The 17,302-nt window shown below is 64.0% G+C and carries 20 protein-coding genes; 6 read left to right on the top strand and 14 right to left on the bottom strand.

What is annotated here, in order from left to right; genetic code table 11:
- Positions 1-133 precede the first annotated feature (133 nt).
- Both ACLBXP_RS03115 and ACLBXP_RS03110 read left to right on the top strand, forming a co-directional pair.
- The gene (locus tag ACLBXP_RS03115; protein WP_447666090.1) at positions 134-568 is read left to right on the top strand and encodes a hypothetical protein; all 435 of its coding nucleotides are present in this window, start codon (positions 134-136) and stop codon (positions 566-568) included.
- A gap of 16 nt (positions 569-584) precedes the next feature.
- Complete coding sequence (locus tag ACLBXP_RS03110) at positions 585-3,488, top strand: hypothetical protein (RefSeq protein WP_447666089.1); 2,904 nt, start codon at positions 585-587, stop codon at positions 3,486-3,488.
- 1 nt (position 3,489) lies between these two features.
- On the opposite strand, the gene ACLBXP_RS03105 is transcribed toward ACLBXP_RS03110, so the two are convergent.
- The 7 genes from ACLBXP_RS03105 to ACLBXP_RS03075 all read right to left on the bottom strand — a co-directional run bounded on the left by ACLBXP_RS03105 (position 3,490) and on the right by ACLBXP_RS03075 (position 10,037).
- The gene (locus tag ACLBXP_RS03105) at positions 3,490-3,762 is read right to left on the bottom strand and encodes a PilZ domain-containing protein (protein WP_447666088.1); all 273 of its coding nucleotides are present in this window, start codon (positions 3,760-3,762) and stop codon (positions 3,490-3,492) included.
- Between the two features lie 295 nt (positions 3,763-4,057).
- Positions 4,058-4,414, bottom strand: a complete 357-nt coding sequence (locus ACLBXP_RS03100) for a response regulator (protein WP_447666087.1) — start codon at positions 4,412-4,414, stop codon at positions 4,058-4,060.
- A 26-nt stretch (positions 4,415-4,440) separates the two neighbouring features.
- Positions 4,441-6,084, bottom strand: coding sequence for a PAS domain-containing protein (locus ACLBXP_RS03095; RefSeq protein WP_447666086.1), 1,644 nt, complete (start codon positions 6,082-6,084; stop codon positions 4,441-4,443).
- A gap of 301 nt (positions 6,085-6,385) precedes the next feature.
- A complete protein-coding gene (locus ACLBXP_RS03090) occupies positions 6,386-6,688 on the bottom strand; it encodes a hypothetical protein (RefSeq protein ID WP_447666085.1) in 303 nt (100 codons plus the stop codon).
- A gap of 513 nt (positions 6,689-7,201) precedes the next feature.
- Positions 7,202-7,429 carry a hypothetical protein gene (locus ACLBXP_RS03085; protein ID WP_447666084.1) on the bottom strand — a complete coding sequence of 76 codons (228 nt, stop codon included), beginning with the start codon at positions 7,427-7,429 and terminating at the stop codon, positions 7,202-7,204.
- A 225-nt stretch (positions 7,430-7,654) separates the two neighbouring features.
- Complete coding sequence (locus ACLBXP_RS03080; RefSeq protein WP_447666083.1) at positions 7,655-7,918, bottom strand: DUF6894 family protein; 264 nt, start codon at positions 7,916-7,918, stop codon at positions 7,655-7,657.
- A 751-nt stretch (positions 7,919-8,669) separates the two neighbouring features.
- The gene (locus ACLBXP_RS03075) at positions 8,670-10,037 is read right to left on the bottom strand and encodes a TadE/TadG family type IV pilus assembly protein (RefSeq protein WP_447666082.1); all 1,368 of its coding nucleotides are present in this window, start codon (positions 10,035-10,037) and stop codon (positions 8,670-8,672) included.
- A 598-nt stretch (positions 10,038-10,635) separates the two neighbouring features.
- Between ACLBXP_RS03075 and ACLBXP_RS03070 the strand changes: the two genes are divergently transcribed.
- Positions 10,636-11,103 carry a pseudoazurin gene (locus ACLBXP_RS03070; RefSeq protein WP_447666081.1) on the top strand — a complete coding sequence of 156 codons (468 nt, stop codon included), beginning with the start codon at positions 10,636-10,638 and terminating at the stop codon, positions 11,101-11,103.
- Between the two features lie 452 nt (positions 11,104-11,555).
- Here the strand turns inward: ACLBXP_RS03070 and ACLBXP_RS03065 are convergent, their stop codons facing one another.
- The 6 genes from ACLBXP_RS03065 to ACLBXP_RS03040 all read right to left on the bottom strand — a co-directional run bounded on the left by ACLBXP_RS03065 (position 11,556) and on the right by ACLBXP_RS03040 (position 15,095).
- Positions 11,556-11,687, bottom strand: coding sequence for a hypothetical protein (locus ACLBXP_RS03065; protein WP_447666080.1), 132 nt, complete (start codon positions 11,685-11,687; stop codon positions 11,556-11,558).
- Between the two features lie 98 nt (positions 11,688-11,785).
- Positions 11,786-12,028 (bottom strand): hypothetical protein, encoded by a 243-nt coding sequence (locus ACLBXP_RS03060; RefSeq protein ID WP_447666079.1) that lies wholly within the window; start codon positions 12,026-12,028, stop codon positions 11,786-11,788.
- Positions 12,029-12,228: 200 nt separating this feature from the next.
- Positions 12,229-13,031 (bottom strand): IS5 family transposase gene (locus ACLBXP_RS03055; RefSeq protein WP_447666078.1). Its coding sequence is split into 2 segments (ribosomal slippage): positions 12,229-12,704 and positions 12,704-13,031, totalling 804 coding nucleotides; the frame shifts between segments, so codons are not numbered across the junction.
- 39 nt (positions 13,032-13,070) lie between these two features.
- Positions 13,071-13,481, bottom strand: coding sequence for a response regulator (locus ACLBXP_RS03050; RefSeq protein ID WP_447666077.1), 411 nt, complete (start codon positions 13,479-13,481; stop codon positions 13,071-13,073).
- A 61-nt stretch (positions 13,482-13,542) separates the two neighbouring features.
- Complete coding sequence (locus ACLBXP_RS03045; protein ID WP_447666076.1) at positions 13,543-13,977, bottom strand: response regulator; 435 nt, start codon at positions 13,975-13,977, stop codon at positions 13,543-13,545.
- Entirely contained in the window at positions 13,974-15,095 is a 1,122-nt protein-coding gene (locus ACLBXP_RS03040; protein WP_447666075.1) for a histidine kinase dimerization/phosphoacceptor domain -containing protein, read from the bottom strand. The genes ACLBXP_RS03045 and ACLBXP_RS03040 overlap by 4 nt, the downstream gene beginning before the upstream one ends.
- A 180-nt stretch (positions 15,096-15,275) precedes the next feature.
- On the opposite strand from ACLBXP_RS03040, the gene ACLBXP_RS03035 reads away from it, so the two are divergent.
- From ACLBXP_RS03035 to ACLBXP_RS03025, 3 genes are all read left to right on the top strand, one after another.
- Positions 15,276-15,629 (top strand): HU family DNA-binding protein, encoded by a 354-nt coding sequence (locus ACLBXP_RS03035; RefSeq protein WP_447666074.1) that lies wholly within the window; start codon positions 15,276-15,278, stop codon positions 15,627-15,629.
- 307 nt (positions 15,630-15,936) lie between these two features.
- Positions 15,937-16,107 (top strand): DUF3606 domain-containing protein, encoded by a 171-nt coding sequence (locus ACLBXP_RS03030; RefSeq protein WP_447666073.1) that lies wholly within the window; start codon positions 15,937-15,939, stop codon positions 16,105-16,107.
- A gap of 7 nt (positions 16,108-16,114) precedes the next feature.
- The gene (locus ACLBXP_RS03025; RefSeq protein WP_447666072.1) at positions 16,115-16,528 is read left to right on the top strand and encodes a response regulator; all 414 of its coding nucleotides are present in this window, start codon (positions 16,115-16,117) and stop codon (positions 16,526-16,528) included.
- Between the two features lie 39 nt (positions 16,529-16,567).
- On the opposite strand, the gene ACLBXP_RS03020 is transcribed toward ACLBXP_RS03025, so the two are convergent.
- Positions 16,568-16,711, bottom strand: coding sequence for a hypothetical protein (locus tag ACLBXP_RS03020; protein ID WP_447666071.1), 144 nt, complete (start codon positions 16,709-16,711; stop codon positions 16,568-16,570).
- Positions 16,712-17,302 lie beyond the last annotated feature (591 nt).

Genomic DNA, 17,302 nt, shown 5'->3' with positions numbered 1-17,302 from the left:
GCGGACGCAAGCGTCGGACGCAGTTCGGGGCCGGCAGAATACTGTTACACTGTCACACGCAAATAAACATGCGCTGGACTCTAGCGGGACCGCGAGCGTAGCCGCATCTCTACTTTGTTCATGGAGTGGAACGATGCGCGCGCTGGTTTTTGGTCTTCTGGGTGCAGCTATTCTCTGTGGCGGTGCCGAAGCGAGGAAGGCCAGCGGCCCCGAGGCTGCCACCGAGTGCGCGGTGTCAGAGCGCGAGTTCACGATCGGCCGCGCCGCCCTCGTGCCTGACGGCAGGGTCACTCATCCGGAGCTAGTTGGGCGAAGCGTCCGCCCTGTCCGCTGGGCGGCTGCACGGCGCTGGAATGCCCTCGAAGTTGATGATGGCGCCCGGCGTTACGTCGTTCGGTTCGACATCATGCCTCGCACCACTCCGGCCGTGATGGGCTCCTCGTTTGAGGGCTCGGCGGGTCAGGGCGTCAACTGGGCCAGTAAGGCCGCGTTCGGGCCCACGACTGCGGCCGATATCTACGACGGTCCTCTGGCCGGGCTGACCCTTGGCGAGGGGGTCTGCAAGTAATGAAAGCGTTACGTCGATGCCCTATGCGATAGATCCGACCCAATACGGCTTCTCGGATATTGACGACCTAGCAAGGGCGCTCGGCACAGTTCAGGGCGAGGCAGGCAACCAGGACTTGCGCGGCCGGGCCATGGTCATTGACCTTGCCGCCAACCGCGGGTCGAACAGTCGCTTCAACACCTACAATAATTACACGGACGGTGCCGGCAATACATACACTGGCATCGCCGCGCAGCTTGCCACCCCATCGCAGTTCTCGACTTGGTATCCGTCCGAGCGTGGCGCCTACAACAGCGCCACGCAGATGTACAACATCATCAACCAGATCGGCGCCGATCCGACTTACTATGATCGCCTGTCGCCCGCGATGCAGCAGCAGGTGGACATCAACCTTGCAGCAGCGCGCGGCGTTCTTGGGACGGCCGATCTGCGGGGCATCTCCGGCGGTGCGACCTTCTACTCGACCGGCAACCCTGCTGCTTATGGCCCCGGCCGATACGATGAGCATGTCGGCATGGGCTTAGGCGTAGCCAAGTCGAACAATCCATTGATAGGCGGTGAGTATTGGTATGGGGGCGACCCGCAGAACACCGCAGGAATTTATCAGCAGATCAACAGTTTCGATTATAACGGCGCTCGTGATCGGCTCTTGTCGACGCTGGATCCCGGTCGACAAAGAGCGGTTCTCAACGCTCCGCTGCCGCCTGATCGCCTGAGCGATGCGGATCTCAGCATCGACAATCGTGGCCCCCTAGACCTTTTCTCCGACACCCTCACGGAGGGATTGCAGGGTGCTGCTCGGAACATCGCTGGCCAGTACCAGGCTGCTTTGGGACGCCTCCCGACCGCGGACGAACTGCGATCTGGCGTGGAGGGCATTGCTCGCGGTGCCACCGGCCTCTTCGATGTCCTGAACGGCATCGCGACCTCACCCGAGGCGCAGGCGCGCGGTCAGCAGACGGGCGTGAACCCGTCGATCTACGTCCCGAACCGGGCCGACTTCTCCAACCTCGATGTGTCGCACAACATCGGCGCCGGCAATTTCACGTTTGACGCCAGCCAGTACCTCGCTGCCAACCCAGATGTTGCTGCAGCGGGCATGGGTGCCCTCCCGCATTTCATTCAGTACGGCCGATACGAGAACCGCGCCCTCGATACAGCCGGCGATCGGCTGCCGGTCGGCTTCAATGATGCCGCCTACCTCGCGCAGAACCCGGACGTCGCCGCCTCAGGTATGTCCCCGACGGCCCATTTCCTTGAGTACGGCGCCAACGAGCGGCGCAACATCGGGGCCCTCGACTTCGCACAGTACGCGAACACGGGCGGGATGCCGGCCGGGTATGGCTCGCTCGGGCAGGGCATCATCCCCGGGTACAACGTCACCGCTTCAGGGACGGCAACGCCCGGCCTTACGAACGCGGGTGACGCTCAGGGCTTGGGTGCCTCCGCGACCGGAACTGGCAACGTCATCACCGCAACCGGAACGGCCACGGGCGGCCTCGGCAACCTCGGCGTCGACGGCCTGCCTATCGGCTACAGCTTCGACGCGAACGCCTACCTGCGGGCCAACCCCGATGTGGCGGCCGCCCAGCTCGACCCGCTTCAGCACTACCAGACCTATGGCTACAACGAGGGTCGACCGCTTGATGAGGCTGGGGACCGCCTCGCCCCCGGCTTCAACGCGGTCTCGTACCTCGCGAGCAACCCCGACGTTGCCACGGCCGGGATGCCAGCCCTTCAGCACCTCCTGCTCTACGGGAACGCAGAAGGGCGCGCCTCCGGCGGGTTCGGTGGCGGCACGGCGGGTCTTGGGGGCTCTGTCACGGGCGGCCAGAACCTCACGGGCGTGACGGCCACGGGCAGCGGGACGGGTGGTCTGACGAATGCCGGCGATGCTCAGGGCCTCGGCGCAACCGCGACGGCTACCACCCCCGTCATTGCAGCCGATGGGACGGCGGTCGGCAACTTCAAATTCGATCCGCAGGAGTACCTGCGCGCGAACGCCGATGTTGCAGCGGCCGGCGTGGACCCCTTGCTCCACCTGATGCAGTACGGCCTAGCAGAGGGTCGGGCCGTCGACACGAGGGGCGATCACCTCAACGCGAACTTCGACGCGACGGCGTACCTCAACCAGAACCAAGACGTTGCGGCGTCTGGGATGAACCCGTTCCAGCACTGGCTCGAATACGGTGGCCAGGAGGGGCGGCAGTACACCGTGGGCGATCGGCCGTTCCAGTTCACGGGTGCCAACCTGTCCGGCGGCGTCGCTCCCGGATCGTTCGGGACCGGCATCACGCCCAATCCTGCGATCACGGCCCTTGCTACAGGGACGGGCGGATATCAGCCGCCGGCCTACAACCCTAGCTATGGAGCGAGCGCTTATGGGTACGGCGGTTACAGCCCCGGCGGGAACATCCTGAGCGGCGGAGGGGGCGGCCTGAGCAACCCGTGGGGCTTCTCCAACGCGAACGTGGGTGGCGGCCTCGGGGCCAGTCCGCAGAGCTTCGGCTCTTACTACGGCACGAACGCTGGCGACATGGGCGCGCCGGCTGGCGGTGTCGGCGGGATCGGAGCCTATGATTTCGGAGCCAACACGAACGTGTCCGGGTTCGACGTCAACAACCTCGGCGGCGGGCAGCCTGCGGCCAGCTCGGGCAGCAGCTTCGGGGACCCGAACGTCATGGGCGGCTCGGGGCTGTTCGACCCTTACGCTTCGGAGATGGCCTACCTGCGCCACCAGCAGGAGATGATTGACGCCAACAACCGGGCGCTGGCGGCCACGAACCAGCACAACGCGAACCTCGCGGCGCTGGGCCCGACGCTCGGCACCGCAGCTCGCCCGTCGTTCGGCGCCGGCAGCAACTACGGCTCTTACGGGAACTACCCGATCGGCACCCCGGCCGCCGCTTGGGGCCTGTGACCTACTTCGCAGATGGATGAGTAGCGTGGATCGAGATGCCGGCGTAGTTACCGTCGCGCCAGACAAGCCGGACTGGCATCGCCTGGCCCGATGACTTCATCACGAGATAGAAATCACTCGGCAGGTCCGCTTGGGGCGCAACACCGAGGCGAGCTCCACCCTTGGAAACGTCGCGGATCATGCAGGACATCTCCGTTCCGTCATCGAGCCGGACAAGAGCGGGGATGGCAGTCTGCCGACGCGGCGCACGCCGCCGTTCCTGTTGTTCGGGCATGGGGAACGGGACCGCAGAGTCAGTGGACGATTAGAGACATTCAGCGACGTACTGACAAATATTAAGTTAACATTTTTCTTGAGGTCGCTTCCGGGATGGTGTTCCCGCTTTCCTCACGTCAGCTCGCTCTCGCCAGCGATCGTACAGCGCCCTTCTGAAGCTTGTAGCCACGCCCCTAGATCGTCTCGGCGTAGGTCTTGCCCGCTAGGCATTCGCGAGCTTTCGTCCCAGCTGGTAGGTGCACACGTCGATGATCTTGATCTCGGCTCGTCCATGTTACTGTAGGCGAAAGCTCTTAAGCCACGCCGCTGCGATCGATCTGACGCATCACCCGGTGCAGGTCGAACGGTTTGGGCAGAAAGGTCGCTCGCGCCGGCAATGCCTCAAGGGTCACCGGGGCCTGGTCGGAGACCACGAACAGGAGCGTCGGGGGAAACCGCTCGCGCACGTAATGGGCGAGCTTCAGCCCGTCCATGTCGCCGGGCATCTGCACGTCGGTCAGCACGACCCGGATCTCGCCGTGCTGATCCAGGATGGCGATGGCCTCCTCAGCGTTCCCGGCCTCGAACACCCGCCAGCCCCGCTCCTCGAAGAAGGCGACGATGTCGAAGCGCAGGAGCGCTTCGTCCTCCACCACGAGGACTGTCTTCATGCCGATCGGTGTGCTCTGGCCCAACGCTACGAATTCCCACCACCGATGGCCGCGTCGCCCAGGCGGGCTTCCAGCGTGAATACCAACCCCTTGGGCTGGAACTCGGTATCAGCCGTTCCACCAAAATACGAACGTAGCGAGCGCTCGATCAAGGTCGATCCGAACCCGCGCCGGGTCGGCGCGGACACCGGCGGCCCCCCGCGCTCCCTCCAAGCGAGGTGGAACTTGGCGTCAGGTCCGTTTCCGTCAACCTGCCAGGCCAAGTCGACACGCCCGGTCTCGTTCGAGAGGGCGCCGTACTTTGCCGCGTTCGTGGCGAGCTCGTGCAGCGCCAGGGCGAGGGCGACGGCAACCTGCGGCTGCAAGGCGATGGTCGGGCCGTCGAGGACGATGCGCGTCCCGAGTTCGCCATGCGGCGCCAAGGCATGTTCGGCCAAGGCCCTCAGGTCGGCCGAGCGCCAGGAGGCCCCCGTCAGCACGTCGGTGGCTGCCCCGAGCGCCACCAACCGCGCCGACAGGTCCTGGCTGGCGGAGGGGAGGTCGACTGCGTTGCGCAGGGTCTGGTGCGCGACCGACTGGACCACCGCCAGCACGTTCTTCAGCCGGTGTGCGAGCTCGCAATTCATGAGCTGCATGTCTTCCTCGGCCCGCTTGCGGGCGCGGAAGTCGCGGGTGACGGTGCCGTAGCCAAGCGTCTTGCCGTCCGGGTCGGTGACGGGGAAGACTGAGTAGAGAACGGGGATCAGTTCGTCCGTGACGAAATGGCGGAAGCGAAGTTCGCCCGCCCAGTGACCGTCCCGCACCACCGCTGGCAGCACCTCGTCCGCCACCGTTTCGGCATCCTCGGGCGGGAAGAAGTCGGCGATGGCGAGCGTGGTGATGTTAGCCCCTTCCAGCCCGACCAGCCGACGCGCCGCGTCGTTCATGTAGAACACCCGCCCGTCGACATGAGCCATGCCGATGAAGTCAGTGCTGTTCTCGGCCAGCCGGACGAAGCGGTCGCGCTCCTCTTCGCTGTCGTGTAGGGCCGTGATGTCCCGCGACACGGACAGGATGTTACGCGGCCGACCGTCCGGGCCCGGGATCGGGCTCACTGCGACGTGCCACCACTTCGGCGTGCCCTGCATCGTGCTGGCGCGTCCGACGAAGCTCGCCGAGCGTCCCTCTTGCGCGCCACGCACGGCCGCGACCGCCTCCGCGTGACCGCTGCCGGTCCAGAAGTCCGGCCACGGACACCCGGCGATGGCATTGAAGTCGCTGACCTCCATCACGCGCTGGCCGCCCTCGCTCATGAAGGTCAGCTTGCCGTCGAGGTCGAGCACCTTGATGCAGTCGGTCGAGCTCGACAGCACGCTCGTGAGAAACGCCTCGCGTTCGGTCGCCGCCGTCGCGGCACGTCCGAGATCTCCCCGCGCGGCATCCGAGGCGCGAAGCGCCTGCCGCAATGCAACGACGACCCCGACGAGTCCGGACGTGGTTGCAGCGTAGATCGCGGATGCGGCCCACTGCATCGGCGACAGGATGCCGACGGGTGGGACTTCCAGAAGTACGTACCCGGCGCAAAGCGTCGAGAGCAGCGTGGCCCACAGCCCTGCGCCGCCACCGAGCAGCAGCGTCACGGCCACCACGGCGGGGGTGAAGAGGAACCATGGGGCGAACTCGGCGAACATCGCCCAGCGCAGCAGGGCGACGCCGAGGACTGCCAGGGAGGCGATGCCGTACCGCAGGAGGAAAGGCGGCGGCGAGGCGACGACGCTGGCGCGGAGGTGGGAGAGGACGAGGGCCGAGATGGTCGTGATCCCGCTGGGGCACGACGGACGGCGTCGGGCTTCCTCTCACGTCATGGCGATTGTGTTCGGGCCAAGGCCGCGCGGGAACCCAACGAGTTTCATGCCGGTCAACACGGCCACTGGCATTTTCGCCGTTCCGGCAGCTAGCTATCGGAAGCCAAGTCTGACTCGAGGTGAACTGTCAGAGCGGCAGATGGCCTGAACCATGAGTTCCGCCAAGACTGACCCGGTGGCTGCGTTGGCGTAGCGGCATCGAGGGCTGGCGCGAGAGTTCGTAAAGAGCGTTGCCAACGAGGCCAGCGGTTCGGCGTAGGGAAGCGCCCTCGCAGGTTGCAGCAACGCGTATGCCGATTTCGTGAGTGTGGCTGCGTCCGTAGAGCCAGACAGCCAGGCCCGCCCTGGACACCTCCGGCATGTTTTCGAGGATGTCCGCGAGCGTATCGGGTTCTGCTCGGATCAGGTGCATCACGAGATCGAAAGGCACCGGGCATTCCCCGGCAGTGCCCTCAGTGCTGGTCGAGTGAGCGTGGTACACGGGTGGACCCTCAAGCCGACGTGCTCAGGGTGTCCAGCCTTTGGTTAACGAAGCCTCAACGTTACGCCCCGGTGGGCACTCATCGGCACCATGGTGTCGCTCTGCACCATCGCAAGCGCTCGACCGAGCTTGAGGCCAGCAGCTATCCTGACGCAATGCCACGCTCAAACTGCCGTACCCCTGACAATTGCCGCGCTAGCAGCCGAGGCGGTCCCTGCCGCATCTGCGATGCAGAAGCCATTGCGCGACGAGCCGTAGCGCTACGCGAGCGTATGGCGGCCAACAACGCCGAGGGCCTCCCCACTTATGCGCAGCGCCTGTTTCAGGAGGCAGCACCTACCATCGCGAGCGCACCGATCGGACCGATCAGCCGGCGTTAGCCGCCTCGCCCCGACCTGCTCGCCGTCGAGATCATGGATCGGGTCACTGGTTCGATATGGACCCGATGAACCAGGCCGAGCTTCAGGCCATCGCCAGTTCGCGGGCGACGTCGGAGAGATATCCTGCCAGCCGGTCGCCGACATCGCGATCCCTACACTCGATCGTGATGGTTGTAGGTTGGCGGGTTTCACCTGTCAGAGAGCGCAGCATACCCTCTGCCTGCAAAGCTGCAGTCCGCTCCGACTGGCTCCTCAGCTTGAATTCGTAGTCGGGACCAGTGAGAACGATCTTACAGAAATACGATGCCATTCTCCGGCAACCCGTCATCTAGCAGGTGGTTCAAGCGGGTTTGGAACTGCTGGCGGTTTGGTGACGGCAACCGTGTTGCGCACTGCGCGGTAAGAGGCGCGGCGCTGGCTGATCCGAATGGCCCCGCCGGCCAAATCACCATGACGGCCGGCGGGGTTGGCTACCTGTCGCTGAGGGAAAAGCCGGAAGCCATGGGGATCATCCATCAGGGAGGTTGCCGAGGCGTTACGACGCGCTCGCTCCTGGGCTGTGGGTGATCGCGGGCGAGCCCGTCACTATGAAGTCGAGGCGGAACAGGACCAAGCCCCGCTCGTCCGTCACCTCCATCCGCCACTCCTCGCCGAGTGCGATCCGGTGGGCCTCGTCGTCTAGGATCTTGCCTGCGAAGCGGATGGCCTGACGCCGCGCCTCATGATGGTCCGGCAACTCGGTGCCGCCGCGATCTATCTCGCTGCGCCCGTCGTAGACGTTGAAGAAGAACCGCGGCACGCACGCCTCCGCTCAATTGAGGCGGGAGCGCGGCGGCTCTCACTCACGGGCGCGCCGGTCAAAGCCCGTGATTAATTGCAGCATAGACGGGCCTTGGCGGGCATGTCCCTTACTTTTGTAAAACATGGCTGCATGGCGATCCCTCCGCAGCCAACAAAGACACACCCGGCAGGCTACTTGTCGTCCTGGGCAAGATCGCCCGAATGGGTCTCCACAGCCCACGCCCACCGACCCGCCTTGGGAACCCGGGCCAGCGAGCGTGAGCGGCCGGGAGTGAGACCGGCGGCCATGCACCTAGCACGCGCCGAGCCAAGAGTGTGTGACATCCAGCGTTCGTCAGACCGTTTGGCTTTATACCCTCACGGCATAGCTCAACGACCTCCACGGAACACGGCGGCATTGGCACAGCTCTGCCCGTTGAGGTCGACCGATGCCTCCCGGCAGCGTTTCGGCTGTTCCGCTTGCCTCTGTTTTCCCGATCTCGAAAACCTTGTCCGTGGGGTGAAGGGTTTATAGCTACATCCTGGCCTCTTGGACCGTAGAAGGGTGGCGCCGTGGGCTCGCACTGGTACCGCTACGTCATGGCAGGCACTTCGCCCTGTGACGAAGGTGGCATTGAGGTAAACCGACACTTCCCTGAGCCAGCCGGTTGAGGCAGTCCACTAGCGTAGCCATCGATGCCTCGCGAGCATTTCCACGATACGTCTGCGAGGGCTAGCCAGCCAGTGTGTTACTGGAACCGGTTTCACCTTCACCGTGTCAGCGACACCATGCCCGAGTCCGGGCCGACGCCCTTCGGGACCGGTACGGTCGTGGCCGCGTAGTTCGCGTTCAGGTAGAGGTTCGGACCTTCGTACAGGTTGATCTGCTGCGCCACGATCACCGTGTAGGCGGATTGGTCGGCCACCGGCTTGTCGGAATCGATGATCAGGCGACCGGCCGGCAGGTAGATCGTGCCGAGCATCGTGCGGGCATTGTCGCTGATGATGCGGTACTCGCGCAGGGGCTTCGTGCCACCGAGCTTCGGCGGCGGCGGCGGTGGCGGTGTCAGCAGGAGGTTGAGCGGCACCGGAAGCGGGTTCGACACCGTGCGCTCCTCGGCCATGAGCAGGCCCGCCATCGACCCGCTCGTAGCGGCGGTCAGGTAGATGGTGGTCTTCTTGTCCAGCAGCATGCCGCCCTTGCTGCCAGAGAAGAAGAAGCCCACGCCCACGCCCGTGATACTGGCACTCTGATCGACGATCAGGGGGCCGTCCCGCATGATGTAGACCCCCGGCCGGAGGTTGACCTGCGCGTTCTTCGTGATGTGCAGGCCGCCGCAATAGGTCCCGGGATCCAGGTCGGTGCTGGTGCTGACGACGTTGCCCGTCTCGCCACCCTTCACCTGGTTGACGAGCTTTGTCAGCACCGTGCAGCTCGTGGCGGGCGGCGCCGTCGGCAGCTTGAGATCCGCCAGGGGGTCCTTGACGGCCGGGCAACCCGTCTGCGGCGTCGGCGTGAAGGAGGCCTTGGCGCCGTCGAAGCCGCCGGCCGAGCAGATCGTGAGCGCCTGGGCGGTGGCGGCGTCCTTGCCGGTCAGGCCGCCGGGATCGGAGGAGTTGGAGTAGAGCGAGCAGTTCGTGGCGGTCACCTGCGCCTTCTTCTCCAGGCTGAACGCGCCCCGGGCATCGCCCTCCAGCGCCAGCATGCAGAGCCGCATGGTGCCGACGAGCTTCGCCTTCGCCCTGACGATCAGCGTCATGCTCGGGTAGCTGAGGATGCGGCCCATCATGGTCGGCAGCGTCTCCTCCACCACCGCCTCGACGCTCGTGCGCTGGTCGGTGACGGCCACCGTGATGGCCGCCTTCCGATCGGCCGGGATGAGCGCCGCACTCCGGATCGCCTGATCGGTCACGCTCGCGATCGTCGCGTCCTGCGAGTTGGACAGCTTGAGCATGTTGCCGCCGGACAGGACGCCCATGTCGGCGGCGCTCTGGAGCTGGGCGCGGCGGTAACGCAGGTGGCCGTACTCGATGGCAGCCGCGGTCGAGCCGAACAGGACGGGCGTCAGGAAGACGAAGATGAGCAGGACGGAGCCGCGTTCGTCCCTGCGAAGCCGCGCGAGTGCCTGCGGTATCATCACGGCGGATCTTGTCCCCAGCCCAATAACTAACGCTACGGTGATAAAGCGAGCTTGTTTGCGCCCCGCTGTCGATCATAAGCTGAAGTTGATTGCGCAATTCTAAATTTCAGCATTGCCTAGAATGAACGTCTCGGTTGTAAGCGCCTCTGCTGGGCCTTCCTGCGGCTAGCGGGATCCACTCAGTCGCACAGAGAAGATGGCAACGAGCAGGGAAAACGTCGTCAGTATGGCTACAGCATCGCTCGCGATGCTGCTGTAAGGCGACACCTCAAACAAGTAGGATGCCTGCAGAACGATCGCACTCGCACTCGCGAGCATCGCTGCGCAGTAAAGTTTTCCGCATGTCGATGAAAACCACTCGCGCATTGCTGGCGACCCACTATGGAATTCAGCGAACGCTAAACACGCGAGATTAAGAATACGGAAATTTGGGAAACGAGCCCTGACGCCCAAAGGCAATGGCTCTGATCTCGAATGAGCGGTGACACGCTTTGTGTAAATAGAAAAACTACAAAAGATACAGCTTGCCTAATCGTCAGAGTCGTTGTGTTTTCCGCCTTGTCGACCTCGGCTGAACTTTCAAGTGGGACGCACAATGATCAAGGGCATCTGGCAAAACCTTCGGGCTCTAGCTGCTACCTCGCTGCTGACAACCATCGCGAGCATTTCACTCGCAATAGATGGCCGTGCCGCCGAGGTCGTTGTGAAGACTCTCAACAGTGGTCCTGCTGGTTCCATGGTGTTCGATCCGCCCTTCGTGAAGCTTGCCCCTGGCGATAGCATCAAACTCGTACCCAGCGACAAGGGGCACAACATCGAGAGCATCAAGGGCATGGCGCCGGAAGGCACACCAGTGGTCAAGACCACGGTCGGCAAAGAAGAGACGATTACCTTAGAGAAGGAGGGCGTCTACGGCTTCAAATGCTCGCCTCACTACCTGATGGGCATGGTTGCACTCGTCGTGGTCGGCGCGAACCGGGACAATCTGGAGCAAGCGAAGAGCGTGCAACACGGTAAGCTCGCAGCCAAGCGGTTCGAGCCTCTCTTCGCCCAGCTCCAGTGATCTAGGAGAGGCGCCCTTCGCAGCAGACGTCTCGGACCATCCGGATCGACGGCCCGTGCGGCAACGACTGCGGGAATGAGGCGGGAAGGCTCAGATCTTCGGCAGGCATTCGCCTCAGCGCAATGCCTGTTCCCTGTTGCAGGAACCCTGGGTCAGGCGAGCGCATTTTCTCGTACGCAGTGCGGCGAGCCAGCGAGTGGATACCTCCCCGATGTCTTTCGCCTTCTTCGGCATGCCGGTGGCGCCAGTCTCCTCACAGACGGCAGCTCCACCTGAACGAAGTTGGATGGGACCGCCAACCTCACTGGAAACACGTAAACCGGTACAGAGCCCGGGCCGGTTGGAGCAGGTGGGAGTTGCGCATCCTCACCCGGGCTTAGCTAACAGGGCAAGAGTACCACAATCGTAGTGGCCGTGGCGGTCAGACAGCCGTCGCCGTGCGGCCCCGATCCTCACCTGACCCTATCTGCTTTCCTTGCCCTGAGCTCAGCTTGCCCGGCCGCCGTGCTGCGCCACTCCATCAGCCATGGCTTCCTCGGGTTGGTGATCTGCCTCATGAAGCCGGCTGCATAGAGCTGCAGCATGGCCAAGCGCTCCTCATCGCTCTCTTCGCCTGAGAACACCACGGGGCGACGCCAGGCGCGGGTCAAGAGGCTGAGTTGCACCTCGGATAGGTCCGCCTTCACAACCGCCACTCTCGCAGGTCAGGGGCGCTGGCGCTCGCGGTGCCGTCGAGAGCATCGGAGGGCTCTACCGTCGCGCCACAGGCCTCCATGATGATGTGCAGGCCTTCAACCCACTCCGTAGCCTCTATCCACGAGCCGAAACCATCGCAGCGGTAGAGCCGATCTGGATCGAACAGCACCAGAGCACAGAAGGTGCCATCAGGTCGGTCGATGATCTGGTGTCGGACGGGACGTGTCATGTCAGCCTTACTGCTCTCCCTGCGCTCGGCCCGTCGTATTCCGGAGGCGGATGCAAGCCTCGCTCTCATTCTCGGAGACGAACTCGACACCGGCGACTGTCAGTGCTCGCATGATCGCATCCATCTGCGCGATCGTGATGAAGGACTCACCGTCAAAAGCCTCGGCCCGGCCGACGGCACCCGCCGGCACCTTAGAACCTCTAACAGAACCATCGTTCGATGAAGCGCCAAACGATGAGGGCTGCGGCTAGTGTTGAGAAGGCGAGATGGATGTCGTGTCGCCGCTCGTAGCGGATAGCGAGGCGACGGAACTGGGCGAACCAGGCCAGGGTGCGCTCGACGACCCACCGGCGACGTCCCAGCCGCTGGCTGCTCTCGATCCCGCGCCGGGCGATGCGGGGCTGGATGCGACGACGGGTCAGTGCCTGACGGCAGCGGCGGTGGTCGTAGGCCTTGTCGGCGTGCAGCTTCGAGGGACGCTTGCGCGGCGGTCCCCAGCATGAGCGGATCGGCGGGACGGCATCCACGACCGCCTCCAGCATCCGGCTGTCGTGCACGTTCGCACCCGTCAGCTTCAGCGCGAGGGGGATGCCCTTCGCATCGGTGACGATGTGGCGCTTCGTACCCGGCTTGCCCCGGTCGGTCGGGTTCGGGCCCGTCGCCGCGCCCCCCTTTTGGCTGCAATCGAGGCGCTGTCGAGCGCTCGACTGAAGTCGATGCCGTTCTGGCGACCGAGCCGGTCGAGCAGCACGTGCTGCAGACGGTCCCACACTCCGGCCTTCTGCCAATCCCGCAAGCGCCGCCAGCAGGTCATGCCCGAACCGCAGCCCATCTCCCGGGGCAGCAACTCCCACGGCGTGCCTGAGCGCAGCACGAACAGGATCCCCGTCAGTGCCGCGCGGTCGGAGGTTCGAGGCCGACCACCCCTCGGCTTGGCCCGTTCAGGCGGCAGCAGCGGTGCAATCTCGGCCCACAGGCCATCGGGAAGGAGCGGTCTCGCCATTTCCGCTCAACGCGCCAACCCCAGTTCTGTTAGAGGCTCTTATCCCTTCAAAGGTTCAGGCTTTTGCCCGTCCGGCAGGATATCACGGAGGTGGTCGTGCACTATGCGCGCCGAGAAGGGTTTGGCGATGAAGCAGCTGCCCTCTGGCATGTCGCCTGGACCAGGTGAAACGTGGCCCGAAGCCGCAACGATCGAGATATGCGGCCAGCGTTGAGCGGTTTCCCGGGCAAGCGCAAAGCCATCACGCGTGCCCGGTATCTGCACATCGGTGAACAGAAGAACGATGGAGCGGTGGTGCTCTTCGAGGATGCCGATCGCGAGATCACCGTTCCTGGCGTCAAGCGTGCGGAACCCCGCATCGGCGAGGATGTCGATGGCATCCATCAGGATCAGCCCGTCGTCATCCACAGCCAGGGCGTAGGGCGCAGTCGAGGCAGGCAGGTCGCTCATCCACTCTCATGCTCGTGCAGCGCCTGAGGATCCACCCCCTACGCATTCGTCTCACAGGGGATCAGTGCCCAATGTACCTCGGCGCCATCCGCATGCCGCCTGGAAGCATACGGATAGGTGGCGGGTGTCTGATGCACTCCTCGAGATACGGCATCCCGCCCGCGATCACCGCCCTCGTAAACGGCTTTGCGATCACTCCGGCCGCCCCGGCCAGGTCATTGCCAAGCCGGAGGGGATTGGCCGTGACGAACACAACCAACGCGCCCGCTGACGCATGCAGGGTTTGAGCGACGTCAAGCCCGGAGCCGCCATCGCATAAGCTAAGGTCGACGAACGCAAGGTCCGGACGCAGTTCCTGCGCGAGGTCGATCGCCTCTGCGCAACGCATCGCAGTGCCGATCACCCGGTGCCCAGCGTCCTCGACCAGCGCTTCCAGCTGCATCAGGATAAGTGCTTCGTCCTCTACGATCAGCACCCGTAGCGGTGATGCCGTCATGACCGGACGTTCCGGGTGTTCCCAGCAATCGGGATCCGAAGCTCAACCCGTGTACCGGGCTGGGCGGGATGCCAAGCGATGCTGGCGGCGAGCTGACGGGAGAGGTTCTCGATCAAACGCTTGCCGAATGAGCCGCTGCCCGTTGCCTGCTCGGGCATGCCGTGCCCGTCGTCGGTGATGCGGATGGCAATGTAGTTTCCGTCCGGCCTGACCGATACGGACAGGACGCCACCACGCTCCTGGGCGAACCCATGCTTGAGGGCGTTGGTGATCAATTCGTTCAGCATCAACGCAACGGGCGGTGCCTTCTCGACCGGCACCTCGACGGCCTCCAGATCGAGGTGCAGCCGTACGTCGCTGCGCCCTGATCCGCGCACGAGGTCATCAGCAAGGTCCTGAGCGAACGCGGCCACGTCGAAGCGCTCGACGTCGCGCGATTGGTAGAGCCGGCGGTGCACGGTGCCCAACGCCTCGACCCGATTGAGCATGGAAGTCATCGTCGCCCGGGCAGCCGGATCAGCGATGGTGCGTGTCTGCATGGTCAGAAGTGAGGCAATCATCTGAAGGTTGTTTTTGACGCGGTGATCGACCTCGTGGACGAGCATCGTCTTGGCTGCCAACGCCTCAGTCAGATCCTTGGTCCGTATAGCGACCTCGCGTTCGAAGTGCTCCTTGTCCTCCAGGATGCGCAGGTTGCCCTCTACGCGATCGGTCACATCCATCTGCGAGGCGAAGTAGAACAGCAGTTCATCAGCCTCGTTGATGACTGGGCTGAGGTACAGCGCATTCCAGAACGGCGTGCCATCCTTGCGGTAGTTGAGCAGATCGATCGAGATGTCGCGCACGTCCTCCACCGCCTCGCGAACCTGACGAACGGCACCGCGATCAGTCTCCGGCCCCTGCAGGAACCGGCAGTTGGTGCCCATGACCTCTTCTCGCCCGTAGCCCGTCAGGCGCAGGAAGGCATCGTTGACGAAAACGATCGGGTTATCGTGCTCTCGCGGATTAGTGATGATCATCGCCATGCGAGTGGCGCGAATGGCAGCTGCGAAGGGATCACCCTTCCCCTGTTCGGCGTTCAGGCGATCGGTCAGGTGCCAGGCGTTGGCTGGTTCCATGGTTGCTGGCCCTTAGCGACTGTGAAGGCCGCAGGGGGCCGAGCCCGTCGTTAACTGCCTTGGCGGCTGACGGTTCAACGCACTGGATGCTCGACTGCAGGGTTTGGGCGGCGCGACCACGCGCTCATGGAGGAACTGAACAGTCCGAGCTGGACGTTGGCCGAGCGAGGAGAAGGGCGCATGATCCGTTCCGAACTCGTCGATCGTATTGCCTCCCGGAACCCGCACCTCTACGCCATGGAGGTGGAGGCGGCGGTCAGGACCATCCTCGCTTGTATCACAGATGCCCTGATGGCTGGCGATCGTGTCGAGCTGCGCGGCTTCGGTGCCTTCTCTGTGCGTGAGATGCCAGCGCGACAAAGGCGCAATCCACGGAACCAGAGCGAGGTGTCGGTGAGCGAGCGACGAACTGTCGTATTGAAGGTAGGTAAGGTGATGCGGGCACGCCTCAATTCGCAGGTTGACCGGCTCGCCGCGACCGACATGCAGCGTCCGACAGAGCAGCCGCGATTGCCCCCTCTACGACGAGGCTGAGCAGGATACGGCTGCGAAGCCGCTCACAGGCGCAATCCGTTAGCGGATCTCGATCGGACATGGAGCTGAAACCAGCTTACGCTGGCGCTGGTTCACGTGTCTTGGACCGGTTCGGCCCCGCCACCTGATTTGATCACGGGCCGGTGGGAAGCCATGCCCCTAGGCATCCCGTGCCGAACTCGTGGCGTATCTGCCGCCGCCAGAGCGAAGCCTGTTGAACGCATTCACGTGGAAGCAACTGACTCGCTCACGCCCCGTTGACGATCCGAACGCTGCTCTCACAAGCCTCTAGCTTCGGATCTCGTCCATGCCCACCGAGCCTCGGAACCCCACTCACATCGACATGTACGATCGCTCGGCTCGTCAGCGCTGGGCCCAGCATTTCGGCGTCACCGAGGAGCGCCTGAGGAAGGCTACCTCGATGGTTGGCTCACGCATCGCCAGCGTCGCGGCCTACCTCGGCCATCGGGCGTCTTAAGCCTCCCATGCCTGAGGCTGCGACTGCCCCGCCGCTCGTAGCCGACAGGATCGGTATTCTCCTCGTCGAGGACGAGCCGATGCTCCTGTTGAGCACTGCGCTGGCCTTCGAGGAGGCTGGCATCACCGTGTTCGAGGCCTCTAACTCGGATGAGGCTGTGAAAGTGCTCAGCCAGCGCGATGACATCGGCGTGCTGATTACGGACCTCGCCATGCCGAGGGGAGCCATGAACGGCTATCAGTTAGCGCGGCTCGTTGCCTCGCGCTGGCCGCACATGGGTGTGTTGATCCTCTCAGGCGTAGACCGCCCGGCAGAGGGCGACATGCCCCCGGGCGTGCGGTTTATGCCCAAGCCCTACCGGACGCGCGATCTCATCGGCCAGGTGTTCGCTTTCGTCTCACGCCAGTCCGGAAGCGTGTGATCTGTCGGCAGGCGCCTGATGGTCCAGCGGCTCTAACTGCTATTCAGCGGCGAGGATGTCGCTGATCGCTTTGCTGGATCGAGCAAAATCATCAGCCTGCTCGCGGGTCAGTCCCGTGACGAGCACGGTGCGATCCCGATAGATCGTGTAGGTCCCATCCTCGGTGGCTTGCACACGGATCATGGGGGCTCCTTTCACGAGTCGAAGCTGGCTACGTACGTAGTGAGTTTAATCTTTCGCTAACCCTTGGCAAGCCATCGGGCTGGATACCGGCGCGCAGCTACCCAGCGTTCCCGGCCGGCTGCACATGCGGTCCTTCGTCGGTGAACTCGATGCCGCGCGAGCGCAGCGTCTGAACCAGAGCCGCCATCTGCGCGATCGTGATCGTAGACTCGCTCTTACTCTTCTCGGCTCGCATCACGACACCGAGCGGCACCCTAGCGCGTTCAGCCAGTTGCGACTGCGACCAACCCAGGCGCTTACGAGCTACAGTGATCTGCGGACCGGTGATCATAAAGCTGCCCCCAGGTCCGTTTCTAGCATATCGGGATGACAGGCCGAGAATTGGCGTGAAGGGCCCCGCAAGCCAAAGGGCTTTGGGGCAAGAGTGGGAGGTATCGTCCTCGGAAGGACGCCTACCCTTTGCACCCTGTATGCCGAATGGTCCAGATAGCGGATAAGTGGCGCGAGGCATCCTGTGTCAACTTGATATCCGCCGCTCGGCTCGCGAGGAGCTGATCTGCCCGATTTGCCATTCCGGCTGTCGTGCACCCT

Source organism: Methylobacterium sp. A54F (assembly GCF_053346035.1).
The sequence above is the reverse complement of the archived record's forward strand: the minus strand, read 5'-3'. Positions and strand labels throughout refer to the sequence as shown.